The 23,125-nt window shown below is 56.3% G+C and carries 29 protein-coding genes and 1 riboswitch; of the genes, 18 read left to right on the forward strand and 11 right to left on the reverse strand.

The features are described 5' to 3' along the window. Window positions 1-2 precede the first annotated feature (2 nt). On the reverse strand, window positions 3-152 hold the full coding sequence (locus ACZ3HG_RS14600; RefSeq protein WP_191935134.1) for a hypothetical protein: 150 nt from the start codon (window positions 150-152) through the stop codon (window positions 3-5). 288 nt (window positions 153-440) lie between these two features. Here ACZ3HG_RS14600 and ACZ3HG_RS14605 point away from each other — a divergent pair, with 288 nt between their 5' ends. Continuing rightward, window positions 441-3,524: a beta-galactosidase gene (locus ACZ3HG_RS14605; protein WP_465333161.1), complete on the forward strand. Its 3,084-nt coding sequence runs from the start codon at window positions 441-443 to the stop codon at window positions 3,522-3,524. Window positions 3,525-3,527: 3 nt separating this feature from the next. Here ACZ3HG_RS14605 and ACZ3HG_RS14610 read toward each other — a convergent pair whose 3' ends face one another. Together ACZ3HG_RS14610 and cspE are read right to left on the reverse strand one after the other, a co-directional pair. Next, window positions 3,528-4,739, reverse strand: a complete 1,212-nt coding sequence (locus ACZ3HG_RS14610; protein ID WP_191935132.1) for a multidrug efflux MFS transporter — start codon at window positions 4,737-4,739, stop codon at window positions 3,528-3,530. 217 nt (window positions 4,740-4,956) lie between these two features. Continuing rightward, window positions 4,957-5,163 (reverse strand): transcription antiterminator/RNA stability regulator CspE, encoded by a 207-nt coding sequence (cspE, locus tag ACZ3HG_RS14615; RefSeq protein WP_062747873.1) that lies wholly within the window; start codon window positions 5,161-5,163, stop codon window positions 4,957-4,959. A gap of 434 nt (window positions 5,164-5,597) precedes the next feature. On the opposite strand from cspE, the gene ACZ3HG_RS14620 reads away from it, so the two are divergent. From ACZ3HG_RS14620 to ACZ3HG_RS14630, 3 genes are all read left to right on the forward strand, one after another. Continuing rightward, complete coding sequence (locus ACZ3HG_RS14620) at window positions 5,598-6,275, forward strand: MarC family NAAT transporter (RefSeq protein WP_191935131.1); 678 nt, start codon at window positions 5,598-5,600, stop codon at window positions 6,273-6,275. A 201-nt stretch (window positions 6,276-6,476) separates the two neighbouring features. After that, a complete protein-coding gene (locus ACZ3HG_RS14625; protein ID WP_191935130.1) occupies window positions 6,477-6,737 on the forward strand; it encodes a biofilm development regulator YmgB/AriR family protein in 261 nt (86 codons plus the stop codon). A gap of 241 nt (window positions 6,738-6,978) precedes the next feature. Then, the gene (locus ACZ3HG_RS14630; RefSeq protein ID WP_465333164.1) at window positions 6,979-7,512 is read left to right on the forward strand and encodes a thioredoxin domain-containing protein; all 534 of its coding nucleotides are present in this window, start codon (window positions 6,979-6,981) and stop codon (window positions 7,510-7,512) included. 52 nt (window positions 7,513-7,564) lie between these two features. Here the strand turns inward: ACZ3HG_RS14630 and ACZ3HG_RS14635 are convergent, their stop codons facing one another. Both ACZ3HG_RS14635 and ACZ3HG_RS14640 read right to left on the reverse strand, forming a co-directional pair. Continuing rightward, window positions 7,565-7,861: an I78 family peptidase inhibitor gene (locus tag ACZ3HG_RS14635; protein WP_191935129.1), complete on the reverse strand. Its 297-nt coding sequence runs from the start codon at window positions 7,859-7,861 to the stop codon at window positions 7,565-7,567. Between the two features lie 140 nt (window positions 7,862-8,001). Then, on the reverse strand, window positions 8,002-8,304 hold the full coding sequence (locus ACZ3HG_RS14640; RefSeq protein WP_465333166.1) for a hypothetical protein: 303 nt from the start codon (window positions 8,302-8,304) through the stop codon (window positions 8,002-8,004). Between ACZ3HG_RS14640 and ACZ3HG_RS14645 the strand changes: the two genes are divergently transcribed. The 7 genes from ACZ3HG_RS14645 (at window position 8,303) to ACZ3HG_RS14675 (ending at window position 15,803) form a co-directional block, all read left to right on the forward strand. Next, entirely contained in the window at window positions 8,303-8,974 is a 672-nt protein-coding gene (locus ACZ3HG_RS14645) for a CPBP family intramembrane glutamic endopeptidase (protein WP_191936937.1), read from the forward strand. The genes ACZ3HG_RS14640 and ACZ3HG_RS14645 overlap by 2 nt on opposite strands. 122 nt (window positions 8,975-9,096) lie before the next feature. After that, window positions 9,097-10,665, forward strand: a complete 1,569-nt coding sequence (locus tag ACZ3HG_RS14650) for an ABC transporter substrate-binding protein (RefSeq protein WP_465333168.1) — start codon at window positions 9,097-9,099, stop codon at window positions 10,663-10,665. Further along, on the forward strand, window positions 10,665-11,720 hold the full coding sequence (locus ACZ3HG_RS14655) for an ABC transporter permease (protein WP_118664562.1): 1,056 nt from the start codon (window positions 10,665-10,667) through the stop codon (window positions 11,718-11,720). Before ACZ3HG_RS14650 ends, ACZ3HG_RS14655 begins: the two co-directional genes overlap by 1 nt. Then, window positions 11,717-12,577 carry an ABC transporter permease gene (locus ACZ3HG_RS14660; RefSeq protein WP_191935125.1) on the forward strand — a complete coding sequence of 287 codons (861 nt, stop codon included), beginning with the start codon at window positions 11,717-11,719 and terminating at the stop codon, window positions 12,575-12,577. The genes ACZ3HG_RS14655 and ACZ3HG_RS14660 overlap by 4 nt, the downstream gene beginning before the upstream one ends. Continuing rightward, the gene (locus ACZ3HG_RS14665; RefSeq protein WP_191935124.1) at window positions 12,567-13,415 is read left to right on the forward strand and encodes an ABC transporter ATP-binding protein; all 849 of its coding nucleotides are present in this window, start codon (window positions 12,567-12,569) and stop codon (window positions 13,413-13,415) included. Before ACZ3HG_RS14660 ends, ACZ3HG_RS14665 begins: the two co-directional genes overlap by 11 nt. After that, the gene (locus ACZ3HG_RS14670; RefSeq protein WP_465333171.1) at window positions 13,408-14,073 is read left to right on the forward strand and encodes an ABC transporter ATP-binding protein; all 666 of its coding nucleotides are present in this window, start codon (window positions 13,408-13,410) and stop codon (window positions 14,071-14,073) included. The genes ACZ3HG_RS14665 and ACZ3HG_RS14670 overlap by 8 nt, the downstream gene beginning before the upstream one ends. Before the next feature lie 152 nt (window positions 14,074-14,225). Continuing rightward, window positions 14,226-15,803: an ABC transporter substrate-binding protein gene (locus ACZ3HG_RS14675; RefSeq protein WP_465333173.1), complete on the forward strand. Its 1,578-nt coding sequence runs from the start codon at window positions 14,226-14,228 to the stop codon at window positions 15,801-15,803. 56 nt (window positions 15,804-15,859) lie between these two features. Here ACZ3HG_RS14675 and ACZ3HG_RS14680 read toward each other — a convergent pair whose 3' ends face one another. Beyond that, entirely contained in the window at window positions 15,860-16,054 is a 195-nt protein-coding gene (locus ACZ3HG_RS14680) for a hypothetical protein (RefSeq protein ID WP_133846243.1), read from the reverse strand. Between the two features lie 344 nt (window positions 16,055-16,398). Here ACZ3HG_RS14680 and ACZ3HG_RS14685 point away from each other — a divergent pair, with 344 nt between their 5' ends. The 3 genes from ACZ3HG_RS14685 to ACZ3HG_RS14695 all read left to right on the forward strand — a co-directional run bounded on the left by ACZ3HG_RS14685 (window position 16,399) and on the right by ACZ3HG_RS14695 (window position 18,181). After that, entirely contained in the window at window positions 16,399-16,602 is a 204-nt protein-coding gene (locus ACZ3HG_RS14685; protein ID WP_191935121.1) for a KTSC domain-containing protein, read from the forward strand. Window positions 16,603-16,804: 202 nt separating this feature from the next. After that, window positions 16,805-17,050 carry a hypothetical protein gene (locus ACZ3HG_RS14690; RefSeq protein WP_191935120.1) on the forward strand — a complete coding sequence of 82 codons (246 nt, stop codon included), beginning with the start codon at window positions 16,805-16,807 and terminating at the stop codon, window positions 17,048-17,050. Window positions 17,051-17,167: 117 nt separating this feature from the next. Further along, window positions 17,168-18,181 (forward strand): acyltransferase, encoded by a 1,014-nt coding sequence (locus ACZ3HG_RS14695; RefSeq protein ID WP_465333176.1) that lies wholly within the window; start codon window positions 17,168-17,170, stop codon window positions 18,179-18,181. A 74-nt stretch (window positions 18,182-18,255) separates the two neighbouring features. Here ACZ3HG_RS14695 and ACZ3HG_RS14700 read toward each other — a convergent pair whose 3' ends face one another. Then, a complete protein-coding gene (locus ACZ3HG_RS14700; RefSeq protein ID WP_062747898.1) occupies window positions 18,256-18,486 on the reverse strand; it encodes a hypothetical protein in 231 nt (76 codons plus the stop codon). Window positions 18,487-18,558: 72 nt separating this feature from the next. Further along, the gene (locus ACZ3HG_RS14705; protein ID WP_191936940.1) at window positions 18,559-19,143 is read right to left on the reverse strand and encodes a class I SAM-dependent methyltransferase; all 585 of its coding nucleotides are present in this window, start codon (window positions 19,141-19,143) and stop codon (window positions 18,559-18,561) included. A gap of 430 nt (window positions 19,144-19,573) precedes the next feature. Here ACZ3HG_RS14705 and yjbE point away from each other — a divergent pair, with 430 nt between their 5' ends. Then, window positions 19,574-19,816 carry an exopolysaccharide production protein YjbE gene (gene yjbE / locus ACZ3HG_RS14710; RefSeq protein WP_191936941.1) on the forward strand — a complete coding sequence of 81 codons (243 nt, stop codon included), beginning with the start codon at window positions 19,574-19,576 and terminating at the stop codon, window positions 19,814-19,816. Between the two features lie 60 nt (window positions 19,817-19,876). Here yjbE and ACZ3HG_RS14715 read toward each other — a convergent pair whose 3' ends face one another. Continuing rightward, window positions 19,877-20,767 (reverse strand): dihydrodipicolinate synthase family protein, encoded by an 891-nt coding sequence (locus ACZ3HG_RS14715; protein WP_191936942.1) that lies wholly within the window; start codon window positions 20,765-20,767, stop codon window positions 19,877-19,879. 145 nt (window positions 20,768-20,912) lie between these two features. On the opposite strand from ACZ3HG_RS14715, the gene ACZ3HG_RS14720 reads away from it, so the two are divergent. After that, entirely contained in the window at window positions 20,913-21,083 is a 171-nt protein-coding gene (locus ACZ3HG_RS14720) for a hypothetical protein (RefSeq protein WP_191936943.1), read from the forward strand. Here the strand turns inward: ACZ3HG_RS14720 and iraP are convergent. Continuing rightward, complete coding sequence (iraP, locus tag ACZ3HG_RS14725; protein WP_062747906.1) at window positions 21,080-21,373, reverse strand: anti-adapter protein IraP; 294 nt, start codon at window positions 21,371-21,373, stop codon at window positions 21,080-21,082. The genes ACZ3HG_RS14720 and iraP overlap by 4 nt on opposite strands. Window positions 21,374-21,565: 192 nt before the next feature. On the opposite strand from iraP, the gene ACZ3HG_RS14730 reads away from it, so the two are divergent. Both ACZ3HG_RS14730 and ACZ3HG_RS14735 read left to right on the forward strand, forming a co-directional pair. Next, window positions 21,566-21,763 carry a hypothetical protein gene (locus ACZ3HG_RS14730; protein WP_191936944.1) on the forward strand — a complete coding sequence of 66 codons (198 nt, stop codon included), beginning with the start codon at window positions 21,566-21,568 and terminating at the stop codon, window positions 21,761-21,763. Between the two features lies 1 nt (window position 21,764). Beyond that, window positions 21,765-22,514 carry a hypothetical protein gene (locus ACZ3HG_RS14735; RefSeq protein ID WP_191935118.1) on the forward strand — a complete coding sequence of 250 codons (750 nt, stop codon included), beginning with the start codon at window positions 21,765-21,767 and terminating at the stop codon, window positions 22,512-22,514. A gap of 2 nt (window positions 22,515-22,516) precedes the next feature. Here the strand turns inward: ACZ3HG_RS14735 and crcB are convergent, their stop codons facing one another. Next, the gene (crcB, locus tag ACZ3HG_RS14740) at window positions 22,517-22,894 is read right to left on the reverse strand and encodes a fluoride efflux transporter CrcB (protein WP_191935117.1); all 378 of its coding nucleotides are present in this window, start codon (window positions 22,892-22,894) and stop codon (window positions 22,517-22,519) included. 79 nt (window positions 22,895-22,973) lie between these two features. Further along, window positions 22,974-23,044: riboswitch (Fluoride riboswitch) on the reverse strand. Between the last annotated feature and the right edge of the window lie 81 nt (window positions 23,045-23,125).

Raw genomic sequence — 23,125 nt, forward strand, 5'->3', positions numbered from 1 at the left:
TCTTAGCGCCCCGCTTCCGTGAACCCTCCACGCGGACCACCGCCTCCGCCATGTCCCCCGCCCCAGCCACCACCGCCCGGCGGTGGGAACAAACAGCCGCTTAATACGGCAACCAGCGCTATCGTCATTGCCACTTTTACCATCCGAACCATGCTACTGCCCCCCTGAACTGCTGTGAATGACAAACCGGCGCTGATAGTATGCGGCGAACGGGTGTTCCACAATGCAGAATCCTCCGGTTCCCGCCCCTGTTTACCGCAGGTAACGCTGATTAACATTTTCCTGTCATTTTCCCGCGTTAACCCTGCACCTGGCGCGGATCCGGCCCTCTCTTCTCAGCCGTAAATCTTGCGACAGGCATCGCATCCCCCACTCTTTTTTCTTTACTTCATTTCGCTTCAGTATCAATGTGAGCGCATAACATTTATGAGGGATCTGGCATGACTGATATTACTCCACTCACCCTGCAGCAGCTTTTGTCCATGCGTCACTGGGAAAACCCGGCCGTCACGCAGCTTCATCGCCTGCCTGCCCATCCGCCGTTTGCCAGCTGGCGGGATCGCGATGACGCACGTCACGATCTCGCCAGTGCCGCCGTGCAGTCCCTGAACGGCGAGTGGAATTTCAGTTACTACCCTCGTCCGGAGGCGGTACCGGACGCGTGGCTGCTGGGCGAACTGCCGCATTCAGACCGCCTTAACGTGCCGGCAAACTGGCAAATGGCAGGATACGATGCGCCGATCTATACCAACGTACAGTACCCGATCCCCGTCGATCCTCCCCGCGTACCTGCGGATAATCCGACGGGATGTTACTCGCTCACATTCCAGTGCCAGCCAGCGTTTCTGGCCGAAGGACAGACGCGGATCATCTTTGATGGCGTGAATTCGGCCTTTTATCTCTGGTGTAACGGTGAGTTTATTGGCTATTCGCAGGACAGCCGCCTGCCTGCCGAGTTCGACCTTACCCCGAGCCTGCGCCCGGGGGAGAACCGGATTGCTGTGATGGTGCTGCGCTGGTGCGACGGCAGTTATCTGGAAGATCAGGATATGTGGCGTATGAGCGGTATTTTCCGCGACGTTACCCTGCTGCACAAACCGGCCGTCCGCCTGTGTGATGTCCACATCGATACGTTTCTCAGCCCCGAGTTCAGTTCCGCACAGCTCAACGTGCTGGCACTGACCTCTCTGACGGATGCCAGTGATTATCAGCTGGAGGTGACACTGTGGCAGGAGGATCGTGAGATTGCCCGCCACCAGCAGCCCTTTGGCACGTCGGTGATTGATGAGCGCGGACGCTATCTCGATCGCACCCGCCTGACGATGCACGTCGACCGGCCACTGCTGTGGAGTGCTGAAACACCCCATCTGTATCGCGCCGTGGTTGCCCTGCTGGATGCCGGCGGCACGCTGATCGAAGCCGAAGCTTACGATGTCGGCTTCCGCACGGTTGAAGTCAGCGGCGGATTACTGAAGCTGAACGGGAAACCGCTGCTGATCCGCGGTACCAACCGTCATGAACATCATCCGGATCGCGGCCAGGTGATGGATGAAGCCACGATGATCAAAGATATCCTGCTGATGAAGCAGCATAACTTTAATGCCGTGCGCTGCTCACATTATCCTAACCATCCGCTGTGGTATCGCCTGTGCGATCGCTATGGCCTGTATGTGGTGGATGAGGCGAATATTGAAACTCACGGCATGCAGCCTATGAACCGCCTGTCCGACGACCCGGTCTGGTTTAATGCTTTTAGTGAACGTGTTACCCGCATGGTTCAGCGTGACCGTAACCACGCGTGCATCATTCTCTGGTCGCTCGGCAACGAATCCGGTCACGGCAGTACCCATGACGCGCTCTACCGCTGGATCAAAAGCCACGATCCCAGCCGTCCGGTGCAGTACGAAGGCGGCGGCGCGAATACTGCCGCCACCGATATCATCTGCCCGATGTATTCCCGCGTCGACCAGGATCAGCCGTTCGATACCGTGCCGAAATGGTCGATCAAAAAGTGGATTAGCCTGCCGGAAGAGACCCGCCCTCTGATCCTCTGTGAATATGCGCATGCGATGGGAAACAGTTTTGGCGGGTTCGATCGCTACTGGCAGGCATTCCGCCAGTTCCCGCGCCTGCAGGGTGGATTTGTCTGGGACTGGGTTGACCAGAGCCTGACGCACAAGGATGCCCAGGGGCAGAGCTTCCAGGCCTACGGCGGTGACTTTGGCGATACGCCAAACGACCGCCAGTTCTGTATGAACGGGCTGGTCTTTGCAGACCGCACCCCTCACCCGGCGCTGTTTGAAGCGCAGCGCGCCCAGCAGTTCTTCCAGTTCGAGCTGGCGGGCACCGCGCCATTAACCGTGCGCGTCACCAGCGAATATCTCTTCCGCCACAGCGACAATGAACAGCTGCGCTGGCGGATTGAGCATCAGGGCAGGCCGGTGGCGGAAGGCCAGTGTGAACTGGCTCTCGCTCCCCAGGACAGTATTGAACTGGAGACCGGCGATCTGCCCTCACTGACAGGTGAGCTGTGGCTGCATGTTGAGGTGATCCAACCGCTGGCCACCGCCTGGTCGCCAGCGGGGCAGCGTGTGGCCTGGGACAGCTGGCGTCTGCCTGCCGCGCTGGCCCTGCCGAACGCACCGACTGCAGGTGAGCTGCCTCAGCTCCGCCAGGAGGCTGAACGGCTGACGATCCGCCACGGCGAACAGCAATGGCAGTTCTGTCGCCAGAGCGGTGAACTGGTGCAGTGGCTGCGTGGGGACCAGCCTCAACTGCTCTCCCCACTGCGCGACCTGTTTGCCCGTGCGCCTGTCGATAATGATATCGGCGTCAGCGAAGTCACGCGCATCGATCCTCACGCCTGGGTAGAGCGCTGGAAACGTGCCGGTCACTATCAGCTGGAAGGCCAGCTGCTGCATCTGCAGACAGACACGCTGAGTGATGGTGTGCAAATCAGAACGGAACACGCTTTCCATGCACAGGGGGAACTGCGTTTCCTCAGCCGTAAGCGCTACCGGATCGACATGCAGGGTGAACTTCATATTGAAGTTGAGGTGGATATTGCAGCCGGACAGCCGGAACCGGCACGCATCGGCCTGCGCTGCCAGCTGGCAGCGATCGCAGAAAAGGCGCACTGGCTGGGACTGGGACCGCACGAGAACTATCCCGACCGTCAGCTGGCGGCCGCGTTTTCCCGCTGGACACTCCCACTTGACGAGTTGAGCACGCCTTACGTCTTCCCCGGGGAGAATGGCCTGCGCGGCGGTACTCAGGAACTGGAGTTTGGCGACTGGCGCATCCACGGGGCGTTCCACTTCTCACTCAGTCGCCACAGCCTGGAGCAGCTGCGGGATACCTCGCACCGCCACTTGCTGCGTGATGAGCCGGGGTGCTGGCTCATTATGGATGGCTACCATATGGGAGTCGGTGGCGATGACTCCTGGAGCCCCAGCGTGAACGCAGACTTCCTGCTGTCAGAGCGGCAGTATCGTTATCAGCTCAGTCTGTCGGTGAAACCTTAACCATCAGCCCCGGCGCAGCATAGCGCTGCGCCGGGATCGCCGATAAACCCAAATCAGCTGTACGCTGTTCACCATGATCACTACCGCCGTCGCGGCAAATACCCAGCGGAAGCCTGCTACGGCAGAAATCGCCGAGCCCATCAGCGGTCCGACAACGTTCCCCAGGTACATAAATGACTGGTTATAGCCAAATATACGCCCGGTAACCTGGTCACTGGAATAGCGCAGCAGCAGCGTCTGCACCGCCGGCATCATCGCCCCATCAGCAAATCCCAGCAGAAAACGAAAAATCCCCAATTCCACCGCGCTGTCTGCCCAGGACATGCCGACAAACAGCACCACGGAGAAAATCAGCGCGGCGAACAGAATACGTTCCGCACCAATCCGGTCACCAAGTTTGCCGAGCGTGGGCGCGGAGAGCAGCGCCGACACGCCGGGGATGGCGGCCACCATACCGCTGATAAAAGCGATATTTTGCACGTCCGGCTCAAGCTCACGCACAAACAGCGTCAAAATCGGGCTGACTGAGCCGTTGCAGAGCTGGATAACCAGTGTGGTGACAAAAAGGCTGATCACCAGTCCCGGGCGACTGAGCGTGTGAAAAACCATACTGCCACTCAGTTTGTCCTCTTTTTTCACTCTCGGCGGGCCGCCCTCTTTGATCAGGAACAGAGTGATCAAAAAGCTTATCAGCAGCAGGCACGAGGTGATAATAAATACCGCCTGCAGTCCAAGCCAGTCCGCCAGCAGCCCGCCCATCAACGGCCCCATAATCACCCCACAGATCTGCGCGGTGCTGACCATACTCAGCGCCCAGCCGCTGCGTTCACGCGGAACCTGAGCCGCCACCAGGGCCATGGCGTTGGGGATATAGCCCGAGGTCAGCCCCATCAGCGCACGCAATGCCAAAAGCTGCCAGACGTTAGTGACAAAGGCCTGGAGCAGGATCACCACGCCCATCCCGAGGGAGGCACGCAGCAGCATCAGCTTACGCCCTTTACGATCGGCAAGGCTGCCCCACATCGGCGAGACAATCGCCGAAACCAGGAAAGTAATACTGAAAATCAGACCCGACCACAGGGTCAGCGCGCCGGGGTCGGTGACGCCCAGTTGTTCAACATACAGGGGGAGAAAGGGGATAATCTGGCTGATGGCCAGCCCGGTAAATAAACAACCGAACCAGACGGAGATGAGGTTAACCTTCCAGGATTCCATCGTGCTGTGCGTACAACCTGTCGCGAGGGGCGGAGCATACAGTGTAACAATACGTCGCCCGGCCGTCAGTGGCTTCTGCCCCCGCGAAAGGCAGAAAGTTGTTAGCAAACGAATCTTCCGCCTGGTAACCGGGGATGAAACGCAAAAAACCCGCCACATGGGCGGGTTTTTATTCACATCGACTCTGAGTTTATTACCGCCGGAACGGAAAACAAACTTAGATAGCAGTTACGTTAGCAGCTGCTGGGCCTTTCTGGCCATTTTCGATAGTGAAAGAAACTTTCTGACCTTCTTCCAGCGTCTTGAAGCCGCCGTTCTGGATTGCAGAGAAGTGTACGAATACATCTTTGCTGCCGTCAGTTGGGGAAATAAAGCCGAAACCTTTCTCAGCGTTGAACCATTTTACTAAACCAGTCATTGACATGGGTCTTTCCTTCAAAATTGTAGTAAGCCACAGTGGGCACAGGGTTCGTCAACAGGGATTACTATGAGGCACTCAGAAGGAAGTCAGGAAGAAGCTTGAAATAACGCTTGAACTGAAGACTGCTTTACTAAAATTGCTCGCATACGTGGGTCTGTATCAAAACCAACGAGTGCATTTACTCATAACGCCGGGTTCAGTACAAGTCCTCTCAGAAGAAAAAAACAGATAAAACAATCAAGCCACTGATTTAAAACAATAAATACATTTAACTTTTTGTTTACCTTATCCCTTACGCCTCTTCTGTTTATTCGTTCTCTCCGCCATAAGCACCACTAAAGGCCTAATCCAATGTTTAAACTGCAGTTACACTTCGCATCCCTGTGGGGATAAGGCATTATGCTAACTCCCCTGTTTATCGCATAAGGACACCAGCGATGTTAGAACTGATGAAAGCCATTAGCCTTGGCCTGGTGGTGCTGTTGCCGCTGGCGAACCCGTTAACCACCGTAGCGCTGTTCCTGGGGCTGGCGGGTGACATGAATTATGAAGAACGAAACAGGCAGTCACTCCAGGCCTCTATCTATGTCTTTATCATCATGGCCGTTGCCTATTATGCTGGCAATGTGGTGATGGACACCTTTGGAATCTCTATTCCGGGCCTGCGTATCGCCGGGGGGCTGATCGTTGCCTTTATCGGTTTTCGTATGCTGTTCCCCCAGCAGCAGGCAGGGCAATCGGTGGAAGCCGACCATAAAATGGATGAGATGAGCGAGCGTAAAGCGGTGAACATTGCCTTCGTGCCGCTGGCCATGCCGAGCACCGCAGGGCCCGGGACGATCGCCATGATTATCAGTACCGCCTCAACTATTCATAGCGGCACGCCGTTCGAGCCCTGGGTGATCATGCTGGCTCCACCGCTGACCTTTGCCGCCATTGGCGTGATCCTCTGGGGCTCCCTGCGCAGTTCCGGCACCATCATGCGGCTGGTTGGCAAGGGCGGCATTGAGGCGATTTCCCGCCTGATGGGCTTCCTGCTGGTCTGTATGGGCGTGCAGTTTATGATTAACGGTATTCTCGAAGTGATCTCCACCTATCATGCGCTGCCCGCTTAGCGCTGGCAGAAATGAAAATATTTCTGTTTGTTACTGGCATTCCCCTCTCCGCCATCTAGAGTAATAGTCATCCCCGCCTGTTTATCATTTAAACAGGCGGCAGGCTGCCGTTCTGGTAGCTTTTTCTGTGTCGTGAGCGTAATTAACCCGATCTCTCAGTGTCCCGGGCGGCCACTGAGGGCGCGTATGTGGAGGTTTGCCATGAGTCAGCCACTACCCGGCGCGGGGCGCGCCATCACCGACTATTTTAACAGCCCCTCTTTTCATGCCCCGAAAGAGAGTGAGCTGCTGGAAGCCATTATGATGGAGCTGATGCAGGCCGGAAAATCGCCCAGTAATAAAGCGATTATTGCCAACGTGATAGCCCGCCTGGAGCAGGAGGCCGATGCGTCAGTGCTGGAAGGGTATCGCAATTTGCTGGCCCAGATCCTGGACAGTACGACGCCTCGCGCGGCCGGGTAGCCGGGTAACGGAACGAAGAGAATAAAAAAATCCCGCACTGGGCGGGAAAGACGAGCATTGCATATTTTTCAGAGTGACGAGGAAATCACTGTTTTACCGCCCGACCTTATCGCGCTGAGATTGCAGCCAGATGACAGGCACGCCCTTTCCCCCTCCTCCTATACGAATGTTTACACGCGATAAGATTGCCATTCACCCTGACCCCGTTAAGATATGCGCCGGACGCAGGCGGAGACAGGTAATGCGCAACTGGCACCAAATACTGATACACCAATTTAAGCAGGTAAGCCTTTATCTGCTGCTGCCTGCCTTATTAATGATCCTGTTAATCAGCCTGATCGATGTGCTTCGCGCACCGGACCTTCCTCCCGACATTTCGACCCAACCCCTGCATACGATAGACGGTCAGGACCTGACCCTGGCAGAACTGAGTGACAAAAAACCTCTGCTGGTCTGGTTCTGGGACCGCTGGTGTGGTGCCTGTAAAGACACGGTGCCGGTCCTGATGCAGTTAAATGATAAACGCACCAGCGTACTGACAGTGGCCAACCGTTCAGGCAATGACATCAGCATTGTACGTTATCTGAACGGACATCATCTGACGCTGCCGGTGGTGAACGACAGTCGTGGGGAGCTGGCCGCGCGGTGGGACGTGACGGCAATGCCGACCCTGGTCATTATTGCAAAAGGAGAGGTGGTGGCAACCACCAGCGGCTGGACCAGCGCACCGGGGATCTGGCTGCGTCTGTGGTGGGTAAGGAAGTGGTATTACTGAGGGACGACCGGCACAGCGGACGCCCCCGGGTGACATCAGCGTTCAGGCCACATCAGCCGCAGTAGACACTGCTGATATTGCCCTGCTGGTCGGCCATAAAGTTAATACGATTCAGGTTAAAGTCCATCGTGACCGCAGAATTATACGGAATGGCGCGGACGGCATTGTCAAAGCGTAAAGACGACACCGATGCCAGCGGCTTACCGACATATTGCTGATACTGAGAGGCTCCGCATCTGTCCATCTCAGGATCGACCGGCGCAGCGGAAGCACTTTTGTTGCTGCCCGACTGGCAGCCTGAAAGCGCAACCAGCGCGGCAATCAAAGCCAGTTTCCCATAATATTTCACTGTTCGTTCTCCTCTCTTTGCATAGATATCCGGCAATTACCCTAAAAGATTAACAGATTACTCCGTCTTTGCGCAGTCAAAATCCCTGGCCAGTGCCGGTTGCCCATGCCCTGGTAGCGCACGGATCGCTCAAAAATCAATCAGAGGAAGATTATAATTTCAGGACAAACCCCGGAGAGGAGATTCTTATGGAACTGGCTATTTTTGTTACGTTTGCTGTCATCATGACGCTGGTGGCAGTAAGAATTCGTTAACCCTCTGAGCGCGCTTCTGGTCGCCAGTCGCGCGCGGTGACTCTTAATCTTCTGTGCCACGCTCAACGCCCCTTCCGCGTCACGCTCTTCCGGTTTTTCACTTTGCGCCACGGTGCCGTTGGTGTCTCGACAGCGTTCGTTGTGCTTGTTACCATCGCGCTCTTCACCGGCTACCGGACCCCACGCCATGACACCCTCAACCGACCGGGTTAATCACACCCTGCTTTGCGCTGGCGTCTTTCTGGTCTGGTACAGCATTACGGTCCTTGTCAGCAGCGTCCCGCATTTTGCGGCGTTAAGAAGCCAGGGGTTGCTGATGCCGGTCCTCTGCCTGCTGGAGTTTGCCGCCCTGCTGCCACTTTACCGCGCATACTTGCGGCACTATTCCGACATCCCGCCAGGCAGGCTGCGCCCGGGCCAGATACTGCTGTTCAGCGGCCTGCTGCTGGCCGTGATTGCCAGTCAGTCACTCTATCTGCGTCAGGAGAGCTGGACTGGCGAACAGCTCAGCGACAGCACGCCCGTTCTGCTGGCCTTTACCGTGGCAGTGGTGCTGCTTGCACCGGTGTTTGAAGAGATTCTGTTTCGCGGCTTTATTCTTCAGGGATTTCTGCTGTGGGCCCCCCGCCAGCGCGTGGCCTGCGCCCTACTGACCTCCATTATCTTTGCCGCCATGCACACCCAGTATGCTCATCTGCAAACGGTGATTGCCCTGGTGGTGCTCTCCCTGCTGCTGTGCGCCGCGCGCCTGGTTTCCGCGGGGCTGAAACTGCCCATTTTTCTGCACATGCTTAACAACCTGCTCAGTATCAGCCCGCTTCTGTGGAGCCACTTCGGTGGTCAGGCGGTCGGGGCATAATTCAATTTTATAACTGTTTCATTCACCTTATAACTTTCCAGCATAACGATAGCGAATAATCTACTATTGTTCTTAATGCTTGTTCCCTTACACTCGCGAAAAACGTCACTTCAGGAAACGTCATGAAAATTGCAGTCCCTTCCGTTCTTGCACTGGCACTGGCCGCCTCCTTTACGGCTTCTGCCGCAACGCCTGCGGATACGCTGGTGATCGCCCAGTCTATCGATGATGCTAAAAGCTTTGACCCGGCAGACGGCTTTGAGCTGACCTCGGTACAGGCGTTTACTAACCTCTATCAGCGCCTTGTTCAGTCCGATCCGCAGAATCCGATCGACCTGAAGCCAACGCTGGCGACCAGCTGGACACCGGGCAGCGATAACAGCAGCATGACTTTCACCCTGAAAGAAGGGGCTAAATTCGCCTCCGGTAATCCGCTGCGCCCGGAGGACGTCATCTTCTCCCTGTCGCGGGTGGTCAAGCTTAACCTCGACCCGTCGTTTATTCTTACCCAGCTGGGCTGGACCAAAGAGAATGTCGACGCCCAGTTGAAGAAAATCGATGATAATCACGTAGAGATCCGCTGGAGTGCCGACGTCAGCCCAACCTACGTGCTCAGCCTGCTGGCCGCCCCGGTCTCTTCAATTGTTGATGAAAAAACCGTCATGGCGCATGAGCAAAAAGGCGATCTGGGTAACAAATGGCTGGCCCTGAATTCCGCAGGCAGCGGCCCGTATCAGATCCGCAAGTACATCCCGCATGAAGTCGTCCTGTTCAGCGCCAACCCGACCTCACCGGCCGGGGCACCTAAATTAAAAAATGTGCTGATCAAAAACGTCCCGGAGCCGGCGGCACGCCGTCTGCTGCTGGAACAGGGTGATGCCGATATCGCCCGTAATCTGGGCGCTGACCAGATGGCCTCCCTGAAGAATAAGCCGGGCGTGAAAACCCTCGCGGTGCCGATGGCCTCCCTGTACTACATTCAGTTCAATATTGATGCCAATCCGGCGCTGAAAAACCCCGCGCTGTGGGAAGCGTCGCGCTACCTTTTCGATTACAAAGGCATCGCCAACGATCTGCTGAAAGGCCAGTTCCAGGTGCATCAGTCGTTCCTGCCAGAGGGCTTCCTGGGCGCACTCAACGACAACCCCTACAGTTATGATCCTGAAAAAGCCAAGGCCATTCTGAAGAAAGCCGGCCTGACCAACGTCAGCTTTAAGCTGTCTGTCAGCAATCAGCCGCCTTATCTCGACATTGCCCAGGCGCTGCAGGCCAGCTTTGCTAAAGGTGGGGTAAAAGTGGAGGTACAGCCAGGTATCAGCTCCGAAGTGGCGACCCGCGTGAAGGCACACCAGTATGAAGCGACCCTGAATGCCTGGGGGGCAGACTACTTTGATCCCAACACTAACGCCGCCGCCTTTGCCTACAACCCTGAAGATGGTAGTAAAACCCTGGCATGGCGTTCTAACTGGCATATTCCGCAGTTGAGTAAACAGACGCTAGCCGCGACGGCAGAAACCGATAAATCGAAACGCGTCGAACTGTATGAAAACATGCAGCGCGAAGTGCAGAAGAGCTCTCCGTATGTCATTGGCATGCAGGCCCGTAATCTGGTGGCCATGCGCGATAACCTGAAAGGGTACGTGCAGGGGATCAACCCGGATATGGTCTACTACAGCCAGGTCACTAAGTAATGGCGGTATCCGAACACAGCGCCGGGCCTTCTGCCCGGCTTTTCTGGCGCCGCAGCGGTGGGGCACTCAGTGCCCTGCTTTCACTGGTGGTGACACTGCTCGGACTGCTGGTTTTCACCTTTGCCCTGTCTCATCTGTCTCCGGTCGATCCGGTGCTGCAAATTGCTGGCGATCATGCCAGCGAATCCACTTATGCCCAGGTCCGGGCCAGCCTCGGGCTCGATCAGCCCGTGCCGGTGCAGTTCTGGCACTACCTCGAACATCTGGTACGTGGCGATCTCGGGATCTCCAGCATCACTAATCAGCCCGTTGCCAGCGATCTGCTGCGCACTTTCCCGGCGACCATTGAGCTGGCCACCTGCGCGATGATCTTCGGCGCCGTATTCGGCATTCTGCTGGCGCTGCTGGCAGCATGGAAACCGGGAAGCGTACTGGATAACGTCGCCCGTCTGATCTCTCTGCTCGGCTACTCGGTGCCGGTATTCTGGCTGGGGCTGCTGGGGCTGCTGCTGTTTTATGCCGTACTGCACTGGTCTGCCGGACCGGGTCGTCTGGATGATATCTGGATTTACACTCTGGAGCCGAAGACCGGGCTGGTGCTGATTGACAGCTGGCTGTCCGGTGACCGTGAGATGTTCCGCAATGCCATCGCACACCTGTGGCTACCAGTTGTGGTGCTGGGGCTGCTGTCGATGGCCACCATTACCCGCCTGCTGCGCGCGGCGTTACTGGAAGAGAGCAGCAAAGAGTATGTCACGCTGGCACGGGCCAAAGGGGCCAGTCGCGGACGTATTCTGCTGCTGCATATCTTCCCTAACGTGCGTGGAACGCTGATTACCGTGCTGGCACTCTCCTACGCCACACTGCTGGAAGGGTCGGTGCTGACGGAAACCGTCTTCGCCTGGCCCGGCGTCGGGCGCTATATGACCACCGCGCTGTTCGCCTCCGATACCCCGGCGATCCTCGGCTCCACCCTGCTGATCGGCGGCTGTTTTATCGCCATCAATGCGCTGGCGGATGCGTTAACTTATCTGACCGACCCGAGAACCCGATGACGCAATCTCTCTCTGATGCTGCAAGCGTCAAACCGCGTGCGCGACGTACCCGCCGCAATGTGACACTGATCGTGGGCCTGAGCCTGGTAGGTCTGCTGATCTTTGCTGCCCTGTTTGCGCCACTGCTGGCCCCGTTTGACCCCAATGCCCAGGAAATGGCGGCGCGTCTGATGCCTCCCTCTGCCAGCCACTGGCTTGGCACCGACGGCTTTGGCCGCGACCTGCTCTCCCGGGTGATTTACGGCGCTCGTCCGACCCTGATGCTGGTATCGCTGATCCTGGTGCTGACCATTCCGGTCGGAATGCTGATTGGCATCAGCGCCGGTTATCTCGGCGGCTGGAGCGAACGCGTCCTGATGCGTATCACCGATATTTTCCTCTCACTGCCCAATCTGGTGATTGCGCTGGCCCTGGTGGCCATGATGGGGCCGGGCCTGATGAACGGTGCGCTGGCGCTGGCGCTGACCAGCTGGCCTCCTTTTGCCCGCCAGGCCCGTGCAGAAACGCTGGCGCTGCGCCGCAGTGACTATCTCGCCGCCGCACGCATGCAGGGCATCAACGGCCTGCGCCTGATGTTCGGCCATATTTTGCCACTGTGCCTGCCCACCGCCGTGGTGCGTGCGGCGCTGAGCCTGGGTGGCATTATCCTCTCTGCTGCGGGACTTGGCTTCCTCGGTATGGGCATTCAGCCGCCCACTGCGGAATGGGGATCGATGGTCGCGGAAGGTAGCAAGGTCATCTTTGACCAGTGGTGGGTCGCCGCCGTACCCGGTGGCGCTATTCTGTTCGCCAGCCTGGCGTTTAACCTGACAGGCGACGGCCTGCGTGACCGACTGGATACCCGAAATGGCAACTGATTCTTCTGCACAAATTGTCGCAGATGGTTTAACGATCAGCAGTGCTGACGGCACTGCGCTGGTAAAAAATATCAGCTTTACACTGGGCCGCGAACGGGTGGCGCTGGTCGGCGAGTCCGGCTCCGGTAAATCTCTGACCGCGCGCGCACTGATGGGGCTGCTGGCGCCGTCACTGCAGATCCAGGCCAGAACGTTAAGCATCGCCGGGGAGAATGCCCTGACGCTGACTGAGCGGCGATGGAGCCAGCTGCGCGGCAGCGAGCTCGGCATGGTAATGCAGGATCCGAAATATGCCCTTAACCCGCTGCGGACTATCGGCTGGCAGGTGGCAGAGCCGCTCAGGCTGCATGGCCGCTTCTCGCGGACTGAAATAAAAGAGAAGGTTTGCGATATGTTAGCGGCGGTGGGCCTGCCCCAGCCCGCAGAGCAAATGAAGCGCTATCCACACCAGCTTTCGGGCGGGATGGGCCAGCGCGTGATGCTGGCGATGGCGCTGATCGCTGAACCCCGCTTTCTGATCGCCGATGAGCCTACGTCGGCGCTCGATCACGCCATGCGCGATCAGGTGCTGGGGCTGATCCGCAACCTGGTGGAACAGCGTGATATGGGCCTGCTGCTGATCAGCCACGATCTGCAGCAGGTTTCCGAACACTGCGATCGCGTGATGGTGATGTACCAGGGGGACGTGCTGGATCAATTACCCGCCGCCGATCTTCCTCACGCCACGCACCCTTACACCCGCACACTGTGGTCGTGCCGCCCGAGTAAGTTGACGCGCGGCCAGCCGCTGCCGGTACTGGATCGTGACGCGCTGGCCGGGGGGCTAAAGCATGATTGATTTATCCCAACTGAGCGTGGCCCATAAGCAGGGTTACGATCTGCGCACCGTGGTGCATGATGTCACGCTGTCGGTGAGCCCGGGCGAATGTTTTGGCCTGGTCGGCCCTTCCGGCTGCGGCAAATCATCGCTGCTGTGGGTGATGGCCGGTCTTAACCCCCACTGGCAGGGCGGGATGCAGCTGGCGGGCCATCAGGCACAGCCAGGTAAGCCCTTCACCGGCCAGCTCAGGCGTGACGTGCAGATGGTATTTCAGGACCCCTATGCCTCACTGCATCCGCGTCATCGCCTGCGCCGGACGCTGGCAGAGCCGTTAAAGCTGATCAAGACAGAAAATATTAACGACCGTATCAACCAGGGGTTCCGCCACGTCGGGCTGGATCCGGCGCTGGCCGACCGTTACCCGCATCAGCTTTCTGGCGGCCAGCGTCAGCGCGTCGCCATTGTTCGTGCGCTACTGCTGGAACCGAAAATTTTGCTGCTGGATGAGCCCACCTCCGCACTGGATATGTCAGTGCAGGCGGAGATCCTCAACCTGCTCAATCAGCTGAAGCAGCAGGACAATCTGACGATGGTACTGGTCAGCCACGATCCGGATGTTATCGACCATATGTGCGATCGCGCCGTGCAGATGGCGCAGGGGCGGATCGTTGGTTAATCGCTCACCCTGCCAGGTTGCGGGGGGCCGGATTGCGGCTCCCCCTTCGGGTTGTGTTTTTATCAGCTAACCATAGTCAAAACCGGCATTTCCGATCGCATGCTATCCGCCTATAGTCCTGATATCCCTCCCGATTCAGGACTATTTTTTTTATGCGTAACCTCATTCCCCTGCTCCTTGCCAGCACGCTGGCGTTAAGCCATGCCGCCCTGGCCGCGACCCCTGCTGATACGCTGGTGGTGGCCATCTCGCTTGATGGCATCATCAGCTTCGATCCGGCGGAGAGTTTTGAAACCGTCAGCAACAGCAGCCTGCGCAATGTCTATCAGACGCTGGTGTCACCCGAGATCGGCAATGAGCGCCGCCTGTCACCGACGCTGGCCAGCCAGTGGCAAACCGGCAGCACGGAGCGCAGTCTGCGGTTCACGCTCAGGCCCGGGCAAACGTTCGCCAGCGGCAACCCGGTCACCAGCGACGATGTGATTTACTCACTCACGCGAGCGGTGAAGCTCAACAAAACGCCGGCGTTCATTCTTGGGGAATTTGGCTGGACGCCGAAAAACATTGACGCGCAGTTCACCCGGCTAAGTGATACTGAGTTTGAACTGCGCTGGGTGTCCGACATTGGTCAGGATCTGGCGCTGCGTCTGCTCACCTCACCCGTTGCGTCAACGGTCGACAGCAGGCTGGTCAAAAAGCACGTCAGTGAGCAGGATTATGGCAATGCCTGGCTGCGTACTCATTCAGCGGGAAGTGGTGCCTTTACCATCAGTAAGTACCTACCGCAGCAGGCGCTGGTACTGGAAAAGAGTCCTCATGCCCGACCTGCCCCGCATCTGCAGCGGGTGATACTGAAAAGCGTCACCGATGCCGGTTCGCGCCGGCTGCTGCTGGAAAAAGGGGATGCGGATGTCGCCTACGATCTGGGTGCGGACCAGTTTGCCACGCTGAAAAACCAGAGCAATGTGCGCGTCGCCAGTTACCCTTCCAGCCTGATTTACTACCTCGGCTTCAACACCCAGGATAAACAGCAACCGGCGCTGGGTAACCCGGCACTATGGCAGGCGGCACGCTGGCTGGTCGATTATGACAGCCTGTCCACGCAGTTGCTAAAAGGTCAGTACCAGACGCATCAGACCTTCCTGCCGGCCGGTTTTGACGGCGCACTGACTAACCAGCCTTTCCACTACGATGTGGCGAAGGCCAAAGCTATCCTGGCTAAGGGGGGAATTAAGCCCGGCACCCGCTTCTCTTTGACCATTATTAATCAACCCCCTTACAGTGATGTGGCGCAGGCGCTGCAGGCCAGCTTTGCCAAAGCCGACATTCAGCTCGATATTGAGCCGGTGGCGGAGTCAGAACTGTGGGGAAAGATGCGTGGGCGTCACTTCCAGTCAATTTTCATTTACTGGGGGGCGGATTACGTGGACGCCAACAGCAATGCCAGTACCTTCGCCTATAACGTGGCGGGGGGTCCTAAAACGCTCGCATGGCGCGTCGGCTGGAATATTCCTGAGCTGAGTGCTAAAACGCGTGCTGCGGCGGCAGAAAGCGATGTCAAAAAACGGACGGCGCTCTATCAGGAACTGCAAACTGAAGTGCAGCAGAATTCGCCGTATGTGGTGACATTACAGGGGCAGCAACAGGTAGGGCTGGGTAAAAATATACAGGGGGACTATCAGGGTATTGGCGTCAGCCTGCTCTATTTCGACCGGATCAGTAAAAGGTGATCCTGCCCGGCTACGGGCTGACGCCCGTAGCCAGTGCTGATGGCCGGTAAGGCGACTCAGGAAATAGCAGAGTCCGACGCGTGTTTATGTTTTTCCGCTTCGAAGTGCGTTTTAAACTGCTCATAGATCGAGATCATATTGGCCGCATCGCCCTGCAGTGGGCTTAATTTCCCCGCGCGGACCAGTTCAATCACCAGCTGTAAGGCTGCCTGCTTCGGGCTGTTGGACGGGTGTGCAATTTCGTTCGACATATCTCATTCCGCTAAGTCAGTGTAGCCCGCACTTTAGCAAGTAAGACCGCCCTGCGTCACTCTTTTTGCCTGTTCTTCCCAGTACAAACCTGTACAAAAAAATAATGTTGTACAAGTTTGCAGATGCGGGTACAGTGGGCCCGTAACGAATTATGCATTTGCATGGCCTCGGGAAGTGTTCGTGGGTTTCCCACTTCCCGAGGCTTATTTTTTCCCTCCGCTTCCCCTTTCATCCCCTGCCATGATCTTTCTGTGCTTAAGACTCCCTATCTTTGATTTCAGACAAGGCAAAACTGCGCAAATAGATTAAATTTTAATCACCGCAATTCAGTAAGGGAGGGGATATGAAACGCCAAATGGTAGCCTCATCTGCGATTCACTCTGTCGGTTACGATGCCGAAAAACGAATCCTGGAAGTGCAGTTACTGGACCAGGGCACCTGGACCTACCGCGATGTACCACTGACCACCTGGCATTTTTTTATGGCCGCACCGTCTAAAGGCTCATTCTTCTATCAGCATATCAAGCATCAGTTTTCGCAGCATTAATCCCTGGGAACGCTGGCGGAGACCCGTTAGTTTCCGCCTTTACTTCAGATCCAGATGAATTAAGAGTATTCCCATAGAGATACGCCCCCCTAAACGCCGATATTGCTTCAGCCTTATTGCAGGCAACGGTCGTAATGCGAAAAGTCAGGGTGGCCTGCACTTATTGGCTATGACATTCAAAGGCTAATGGAGGGCATACGCAATGCAACCTTTCCGCGATAAAACACCATTCACTGCCCTCATTCCGCTGATGCTGATCGCGGTATCCAGCCTTTTTACGCCCTTTTCCACGGCAGAGAAAATCGTGATCTCCTTATCACAGGAGCAGGACGGCGGCGATGCAGGCCGCGCCTGTATCTATGTTCACAAGGGGAAAGCCGAGTTTCGCCTCATCCGGCCCGACGAAGCCTGCGCGCCGGAAATCACGGTCAATCAGCAGCGTAGCTGACCCGGCGGAGATTTTTGCAGTAAAGCATCGGACTTTAACGTGGATATGTTACCTTTAGAGCAAGTGAACACCTGCAGATGCCATGCAGTGTAGCCCTCTGGCAAAGGAATCCGTTGTTTGAAAACGCTCAATATTAAAATTTTAACGCTCATCGCCACCTATCTGGTTATTCTGCTTCATACGGCAGCGATACCCTTCAGCTCTTTTCATGTGGCCTGGTCGGTTGCGGTAATGTATGACGTGCTGGGGCGAATTTCGTTCCCCCTGTATTTATTGATTGCCGGTTATATATCGCTAAATAAAACAGAATCTTTATTAAGCACGCTGAAAACGCGCGTCCTCAATTTACTGATCCCCCTTGTTTTATGGACAGTAATCTATTTCATTTATGACAGAAAAATGAATGGCAGTGCGACTTCGTTCAGCCTGCTCGACCTGCTCAGCACCCCGGCCTACGATCACCTGTGGTTTATCTATACCCTGATCCTGCTGTTCCTGGTCACCCCGCTGTTGAACACCTTTATCCAGCACGGTAGCAGGCAGCGTATTAACTACATTCTTACCCTGTGGTTTGCACTGGCATCGGTGTACATGCTGTTTGACCATTTTAAAGAGAGCGTGCTGGAAAATCATCCTGCGCCCACCATCAGCAATATTGATATGGTGATCTACCTTTCCGGATTCTATATTATTGGCGGGGTGGTTCGCCGCTATAAACTGGCCCCGAAGGTCACTATCGCCAGTATTATCTTTATTTTAAGTGCGGTATTAACCGCTGCGATGGGCTATTCCCTGTCGAAAAGCATTGGTGAACCTAACGATATTTTTCTGTTTTATTCCGCTCCGACGATAGTGGTGCTGGCGCTGGCCTGCTTCTTTATGCTGCTGAATGCGCCATTGCGCTTTTCACGACGGACAAATCGGGTCATTCGCCATCTGGCCAGGCTGAGTGTGGGGGTATTCTTTATTCATATGCTGGTACTGGAAACCGTACTGCGTGTCTGGCCAATGAACTTTGAGAACTACAACTCCGCATTTAGCATCCCGCTGGTAGCGTTGGTCTGCTATGCCCTGTCAGCGCTGCTGGTTGCTGTACTGGATCGCATCCCCGGACTCAGGCGTCTGACCTGATATCATGGCCGTTCAGATCCTTCCTGAACGGCCGCTGATAGCCGGTCGCAGACGTACCGGTTACTGGCAGGTTATCAGAACCGTGCCTCCGCAAATTTTTGCGGCTGATTAATTGCCCGACGGGCAATCCAGTAGAGTAAAATGCGTTCGTCATCCTGATCCTGATCCGCCATCGCCAGCAGCTTTAAGCCCAGCGTGGATTTGTTAACCGGCTGCCCTGTAATACTCAGATCGACAACCGCTTTCCCAATGATATTGCACACCTCTTCTTCACTTGAAACCATCACTACATCATCAGTGCTCATTACTTCCTCCTCTTGGGTTAAAGATTAAGCATAGCAAAGCTACGGTAATCGACCGCCAGAGTCGGATCTATCTCATTTTCCGCGACTGGCCCAGGGGATTTGCGACAGGGAGTGACCACGATAGACCCAGGCCGGCGGCAGGTTCGCCAGCACACGCGTCCGGTTCCAGGCAAAATAACCGGAGAGCAGCGGCTCACAGAGAGAAGTGTACTGGAACTGAACAAACACGCCGTCGGCACTAAGCTGTGAGGCCGCCTGCTGCAATATACGGTGGCGTACGTCATGGGGCAGCGACAGCAGCGGCAGGCCGGAAAAAATGGCATCAAACTGCCCGTTCAGCGTTTCTGCCGATTCACCGCTGACCTGCAGACGCGAGTCTTCCAGTGCCATCAGTCGCGGATGAAAGCGTGGGTTGGTCTCAAAGGTCAGCAGCGTGGCGTCCGGGCGCATGCGGGTGAGCAGATGGCGGGTTAACACGCCGTCGCCAGCACCCAGCTCGGCAATGCGCAGACTGTGCTGCCAGTCCACGGCATCGGACATGGTCTTGCATAAGGCCTTTGACGACGGGGCAATGGTCCCGGTCTTGCGCGGGTCGGCAATAAACTCCTGCAAATAGCCGGTCTTATCTTTGATATATGACAGTGCGGATAGCAACATACTTCCCCTCAGTTCAACGCGGCAGTCTCCAGTAGGCCATAACTGACTTAACAAGTGCTTAAAAACCTGCTCTGTTTGGCGAAAACCAGGATTAATCGCAAATAACGAGGAAGGAAGAACGCGCGACTCAGCGGGCGGAAAGAATATTCTGAAAATGAGACGGTGATTCCAGCTATCGGCGGCCACGTTTCACAACCAGCCTTATCCGTACCTGACAGGAGAAAGTTCTTATTCTGCGCGGCGGGCTGCGCGACAGTGAAGATGACCGTTTGATGACGGTCATAAAAGGACAGTATTGACTGGATCTTTTTCCCCGCCACGGTCGCTGGAGCCGGTCCGAAACCGCCGTAAGATGCCCCTGTCACCGCCTCTCAAATCTGATTATTCTTCCCCGGCAGCACCTGCTGTCCCCATGCCCGAGGATCCTAAAATGAAATACGCTAAGTCAGTTTTTCTGCTGCTATTGCTGGCAGGAAGTGCCAACACCTGGGCCGTTACCGGTGCCGGTGAGGCAGCAGGAAGCAGTGCATCATCCATGTCAGACGGCACGTCAGATGCCGTTGGCGTCGGTGTCGTTGCTGCCCTGCTGGGTGTGGCGCTGGCCACATCAGGCGGCGGTGACGGCTCTAATACTGGCACCACAACCACCACAACATCTACGGTTTCACGTTAGTTATTCTGCCACACACAGCACTTAATGGCCGGGCACATGCGCCAGGCCATTTCTGAGCATTCACACTACGTTGGGCATATCTTTCAGTACCTGCTCAACCCGCCTGCGCTCTGCACTATCCAGCGCCAACAGCGGCCTGGGCAGGACCGGCTGACAGATGCCCAGAATATCCGCCGCCGCATACATCACACGCAGACTGCTCAGGCTCTGGAAAAGCTGCCATAACGGTTCAAACTGCTGGTTCAGCCCGGCGACCCGCTCTGCCTCTCCCGCCTGTGCCGCGCGGGTCAACGCCAGCGCTGGCTGCGGTAGCAGCCCACCCACGACGCTGAACCATACGTCCCCCCCACCCAGCAAGGCGTCGGCGGCAAACCAGTCGCCGCTGTAGCCGACGGAAAAATCCGCTGGAAACAGCCCGCGAAGCGCCGTCACATCCTCTGCCCCCATACCGCTATGGCCTGGCTGTTTCACAGAACGGACCTGCGGAAGCGAGCCCAGCCGCTGAAGCAGACGAGGGGTAAAGGTAAAGTGAGTAGTACCCGGATTATTGTAAACACAGACGGGCAGTCCGGTGGCATCAGCCACGCTGGCATAGTGCTGAAACACTTCCTCTTCACTCAGGGGAGTGTAAGAAACCGGGGCCAGTAAAATACCTTTCGCACCGGCACTTTCCGCATCCTGCGCTAGCTGGCAGGCCTCATCGGTGCGCAGTGCGCCAGCACTGGCGATGACCGGTATATCCGGCCCCAGACAGGCCACGGCGGCCTCAATAGCCCGCCGCTTCTGATCGCCGCTAAGGTAGGCATACAGTCCGGTACTGCCAGGCAGGCCGACCGAGTCTACGCCGGCCTGTTTCAAGCGCAGCAACACCTTTTCCAGTGCCGGTATATCTACCACACCTGCCGCGTTAGTCGGCGTGATGGGAAAAGCAGAAAGCCCCTTGAACAGCATGAGTGACACTCCTGAAATGGCCAGCCTGAAGCGGGCTGCGGGTGGGTAAAAATGAAAACCGCAAAGGCGAGCACGCGCGGATTACACCCGCTTCGTCTTGTCGCCTATACTTGAATCAGTCCCTAATCTGTCAAAGGAGTGAGTGATGTTAATCGGCTTCGTATTACTCGTCAGTGCCTGTGGATATGACGCCTGTGACGCACTGCCGGTGTCAGAGCATATTTATCCCACCCGGTACGACTGTGAACAGATGGCCGAACGCATTCTCAAACGTCGCCCCAACGTGGTGCTGCTGTGTGGGGAGGTTTATCGTTAGCTGTTTTCTGTCGCCGCTGCATCATCGACAAACCGCGTTACCGCCAGCAGACGATTAACATGGGTTAACAGCAGATCCACATCGGTCTGTAAAAAACCGTCACCGCTCTGTGATGCCGCCAGCACGGCGTTCTGAATATTTTCGGAAATGGAGGCCGATCCGTCTTTACCTGCCGTCAACAGCAGCGCGGCGATCAGCAGGGATTGGGCCTCGACCTGGGCTGTCAGCTCTTTGGTGTCCACATCCATTTTGGCGAGCTTCATTAAAATATCGATGACCAGTTGCTTCATGTTGTTATTATCCTCATAAGATTATTCGTATGAAATTACCACCCTGATTGAAGCGGGTAAACAGGCCAGGCCACAAGAAAGATCAATTCAACGCATTTTCCGATAATGTCTGAGTGAGCACTTTCCCCCTCATCTGATAGCGCAATCGCCACTCTGCTGCCAGGCTTCCACGAAACCCGCAAAGGAGAGACTATGTTCCGTTTTTTATGTTCCCTGTTTTCCAGCCCTGAATCCCTGCTCCAGGTGATGAGCCAGCGTGATATCGCCGAATCCATTGAGGAGGGTGAACGCATCCTGATTGATGAAGACGGCTGTGCTATGGTCAATTTTTCCAGTTATGAAGTGCATGAGGATTTTGCCCGGCACGTGAACATGCTAAAAGAGGCCTGAGATGGGAACAGCAATTTTTATGGTGCTGATGGTGTGCGGCTACTGGTACACCAGTCGCGATCTTTCCACCCGTTTTAAAATCAAACGCTCCTTTGGCTGGGATGTCTACTTCCTGGTGGCGCTGTACGGTTGCATCTTTGTTCTGCAGGGCGTGCTGGCAACCGGTCTGATCTGGCTGGTACTGCTGGCTGCATCCGCCTTATTCAACGCCATCCCGCAGCTGGCCGACGGGTTGCATCATCAGTGGCAGATCGAATTTATGACCTGGAGCTTCTTAGGCATTCAGGCACCGGTCGTGGTCATGCTGGCTTTTGCCGTGTCCTTCTGCCTTTATCGCTCGAGCTGGTCTGGCAGTGCCCGTTTGGACAGCAACGGCCGAAAAAAACTGTATAAAAAGCTCTCCCGCGCCAACGGCGTTGAAGGGCTGCTGTTTCAGTGTATGGAAGAAGGCGAACTGGCGTGGATCACACTGAAGTCCCGGCGCATCTATATCGGCATGATCCACGCGGCCTCCTATGACAATATGGCCACCGCCAACGTAGTGCTGATCCCGATGCTGAGTGGCTACCGCGACGGTAAAAAACTCAATTTATGCGTTGAGCACAATTACAGCCGCTGGTATGCCGAACACGACATTACGCTGGATTCGGAGCCGAAGTCAGCCATGGCCTTCCGCAAAGTGATTATGCTGGATCAGATAGAGAGCCTGTCACTGTTTGACCCGGCCAGCGCCAGCGCACTGGCCAGCTGAGACTAAAACAGCACCGAGATCAGCCAGAAACCGGCAAACGTCATCAGCAACGATCCGATAACGTGGATCAGCACCGACGCCATGGCCCACAGATAGCTGCCGGACTGCATCAGCGTGACCACCTCCAGTGAAAAGGTGGAAAACGTCGTCATACCGCCACACAGGCCGGTGGTGATCAGCAGCTTCCAGGCGGGATCGATGCCCGGGTGGCGCACAAACCACGCCACCGTGGCCCCGATGATAAATCCGCCTATCAGGTTGACCAGCAGCGTGCCGGGTGGCAGGTTGGGAAACAGGGCATTCAGCCGCACGGCCAGCAGCCAGCGAATGACACAGCCCGCGCAGCCGCCGATCATGACGGCCAGTAAAGGTTTCAGCATAAGATCCTCAGGGTAAAGAGGAAGGTGCCAGCAGGCAGATTTAGCACAGCCTGAAAACACCGACCTCGTCAAAGCGTCAGGGTTATCAGGCGTCATCAGCCCGGACAGTCGGGCGGTTGGGAAAGGTGGAACACCATCACCTTATGGCCATTAAGATAATCAGCGGCTGGCAATTTTGCAAGCTGCTGCTTGCCGCCAATAAATCAACACTTTGTTGATAACCATACAATG

The organism is Erwinia sp. PME.40.26/001, from assembly GCF_055556675.1.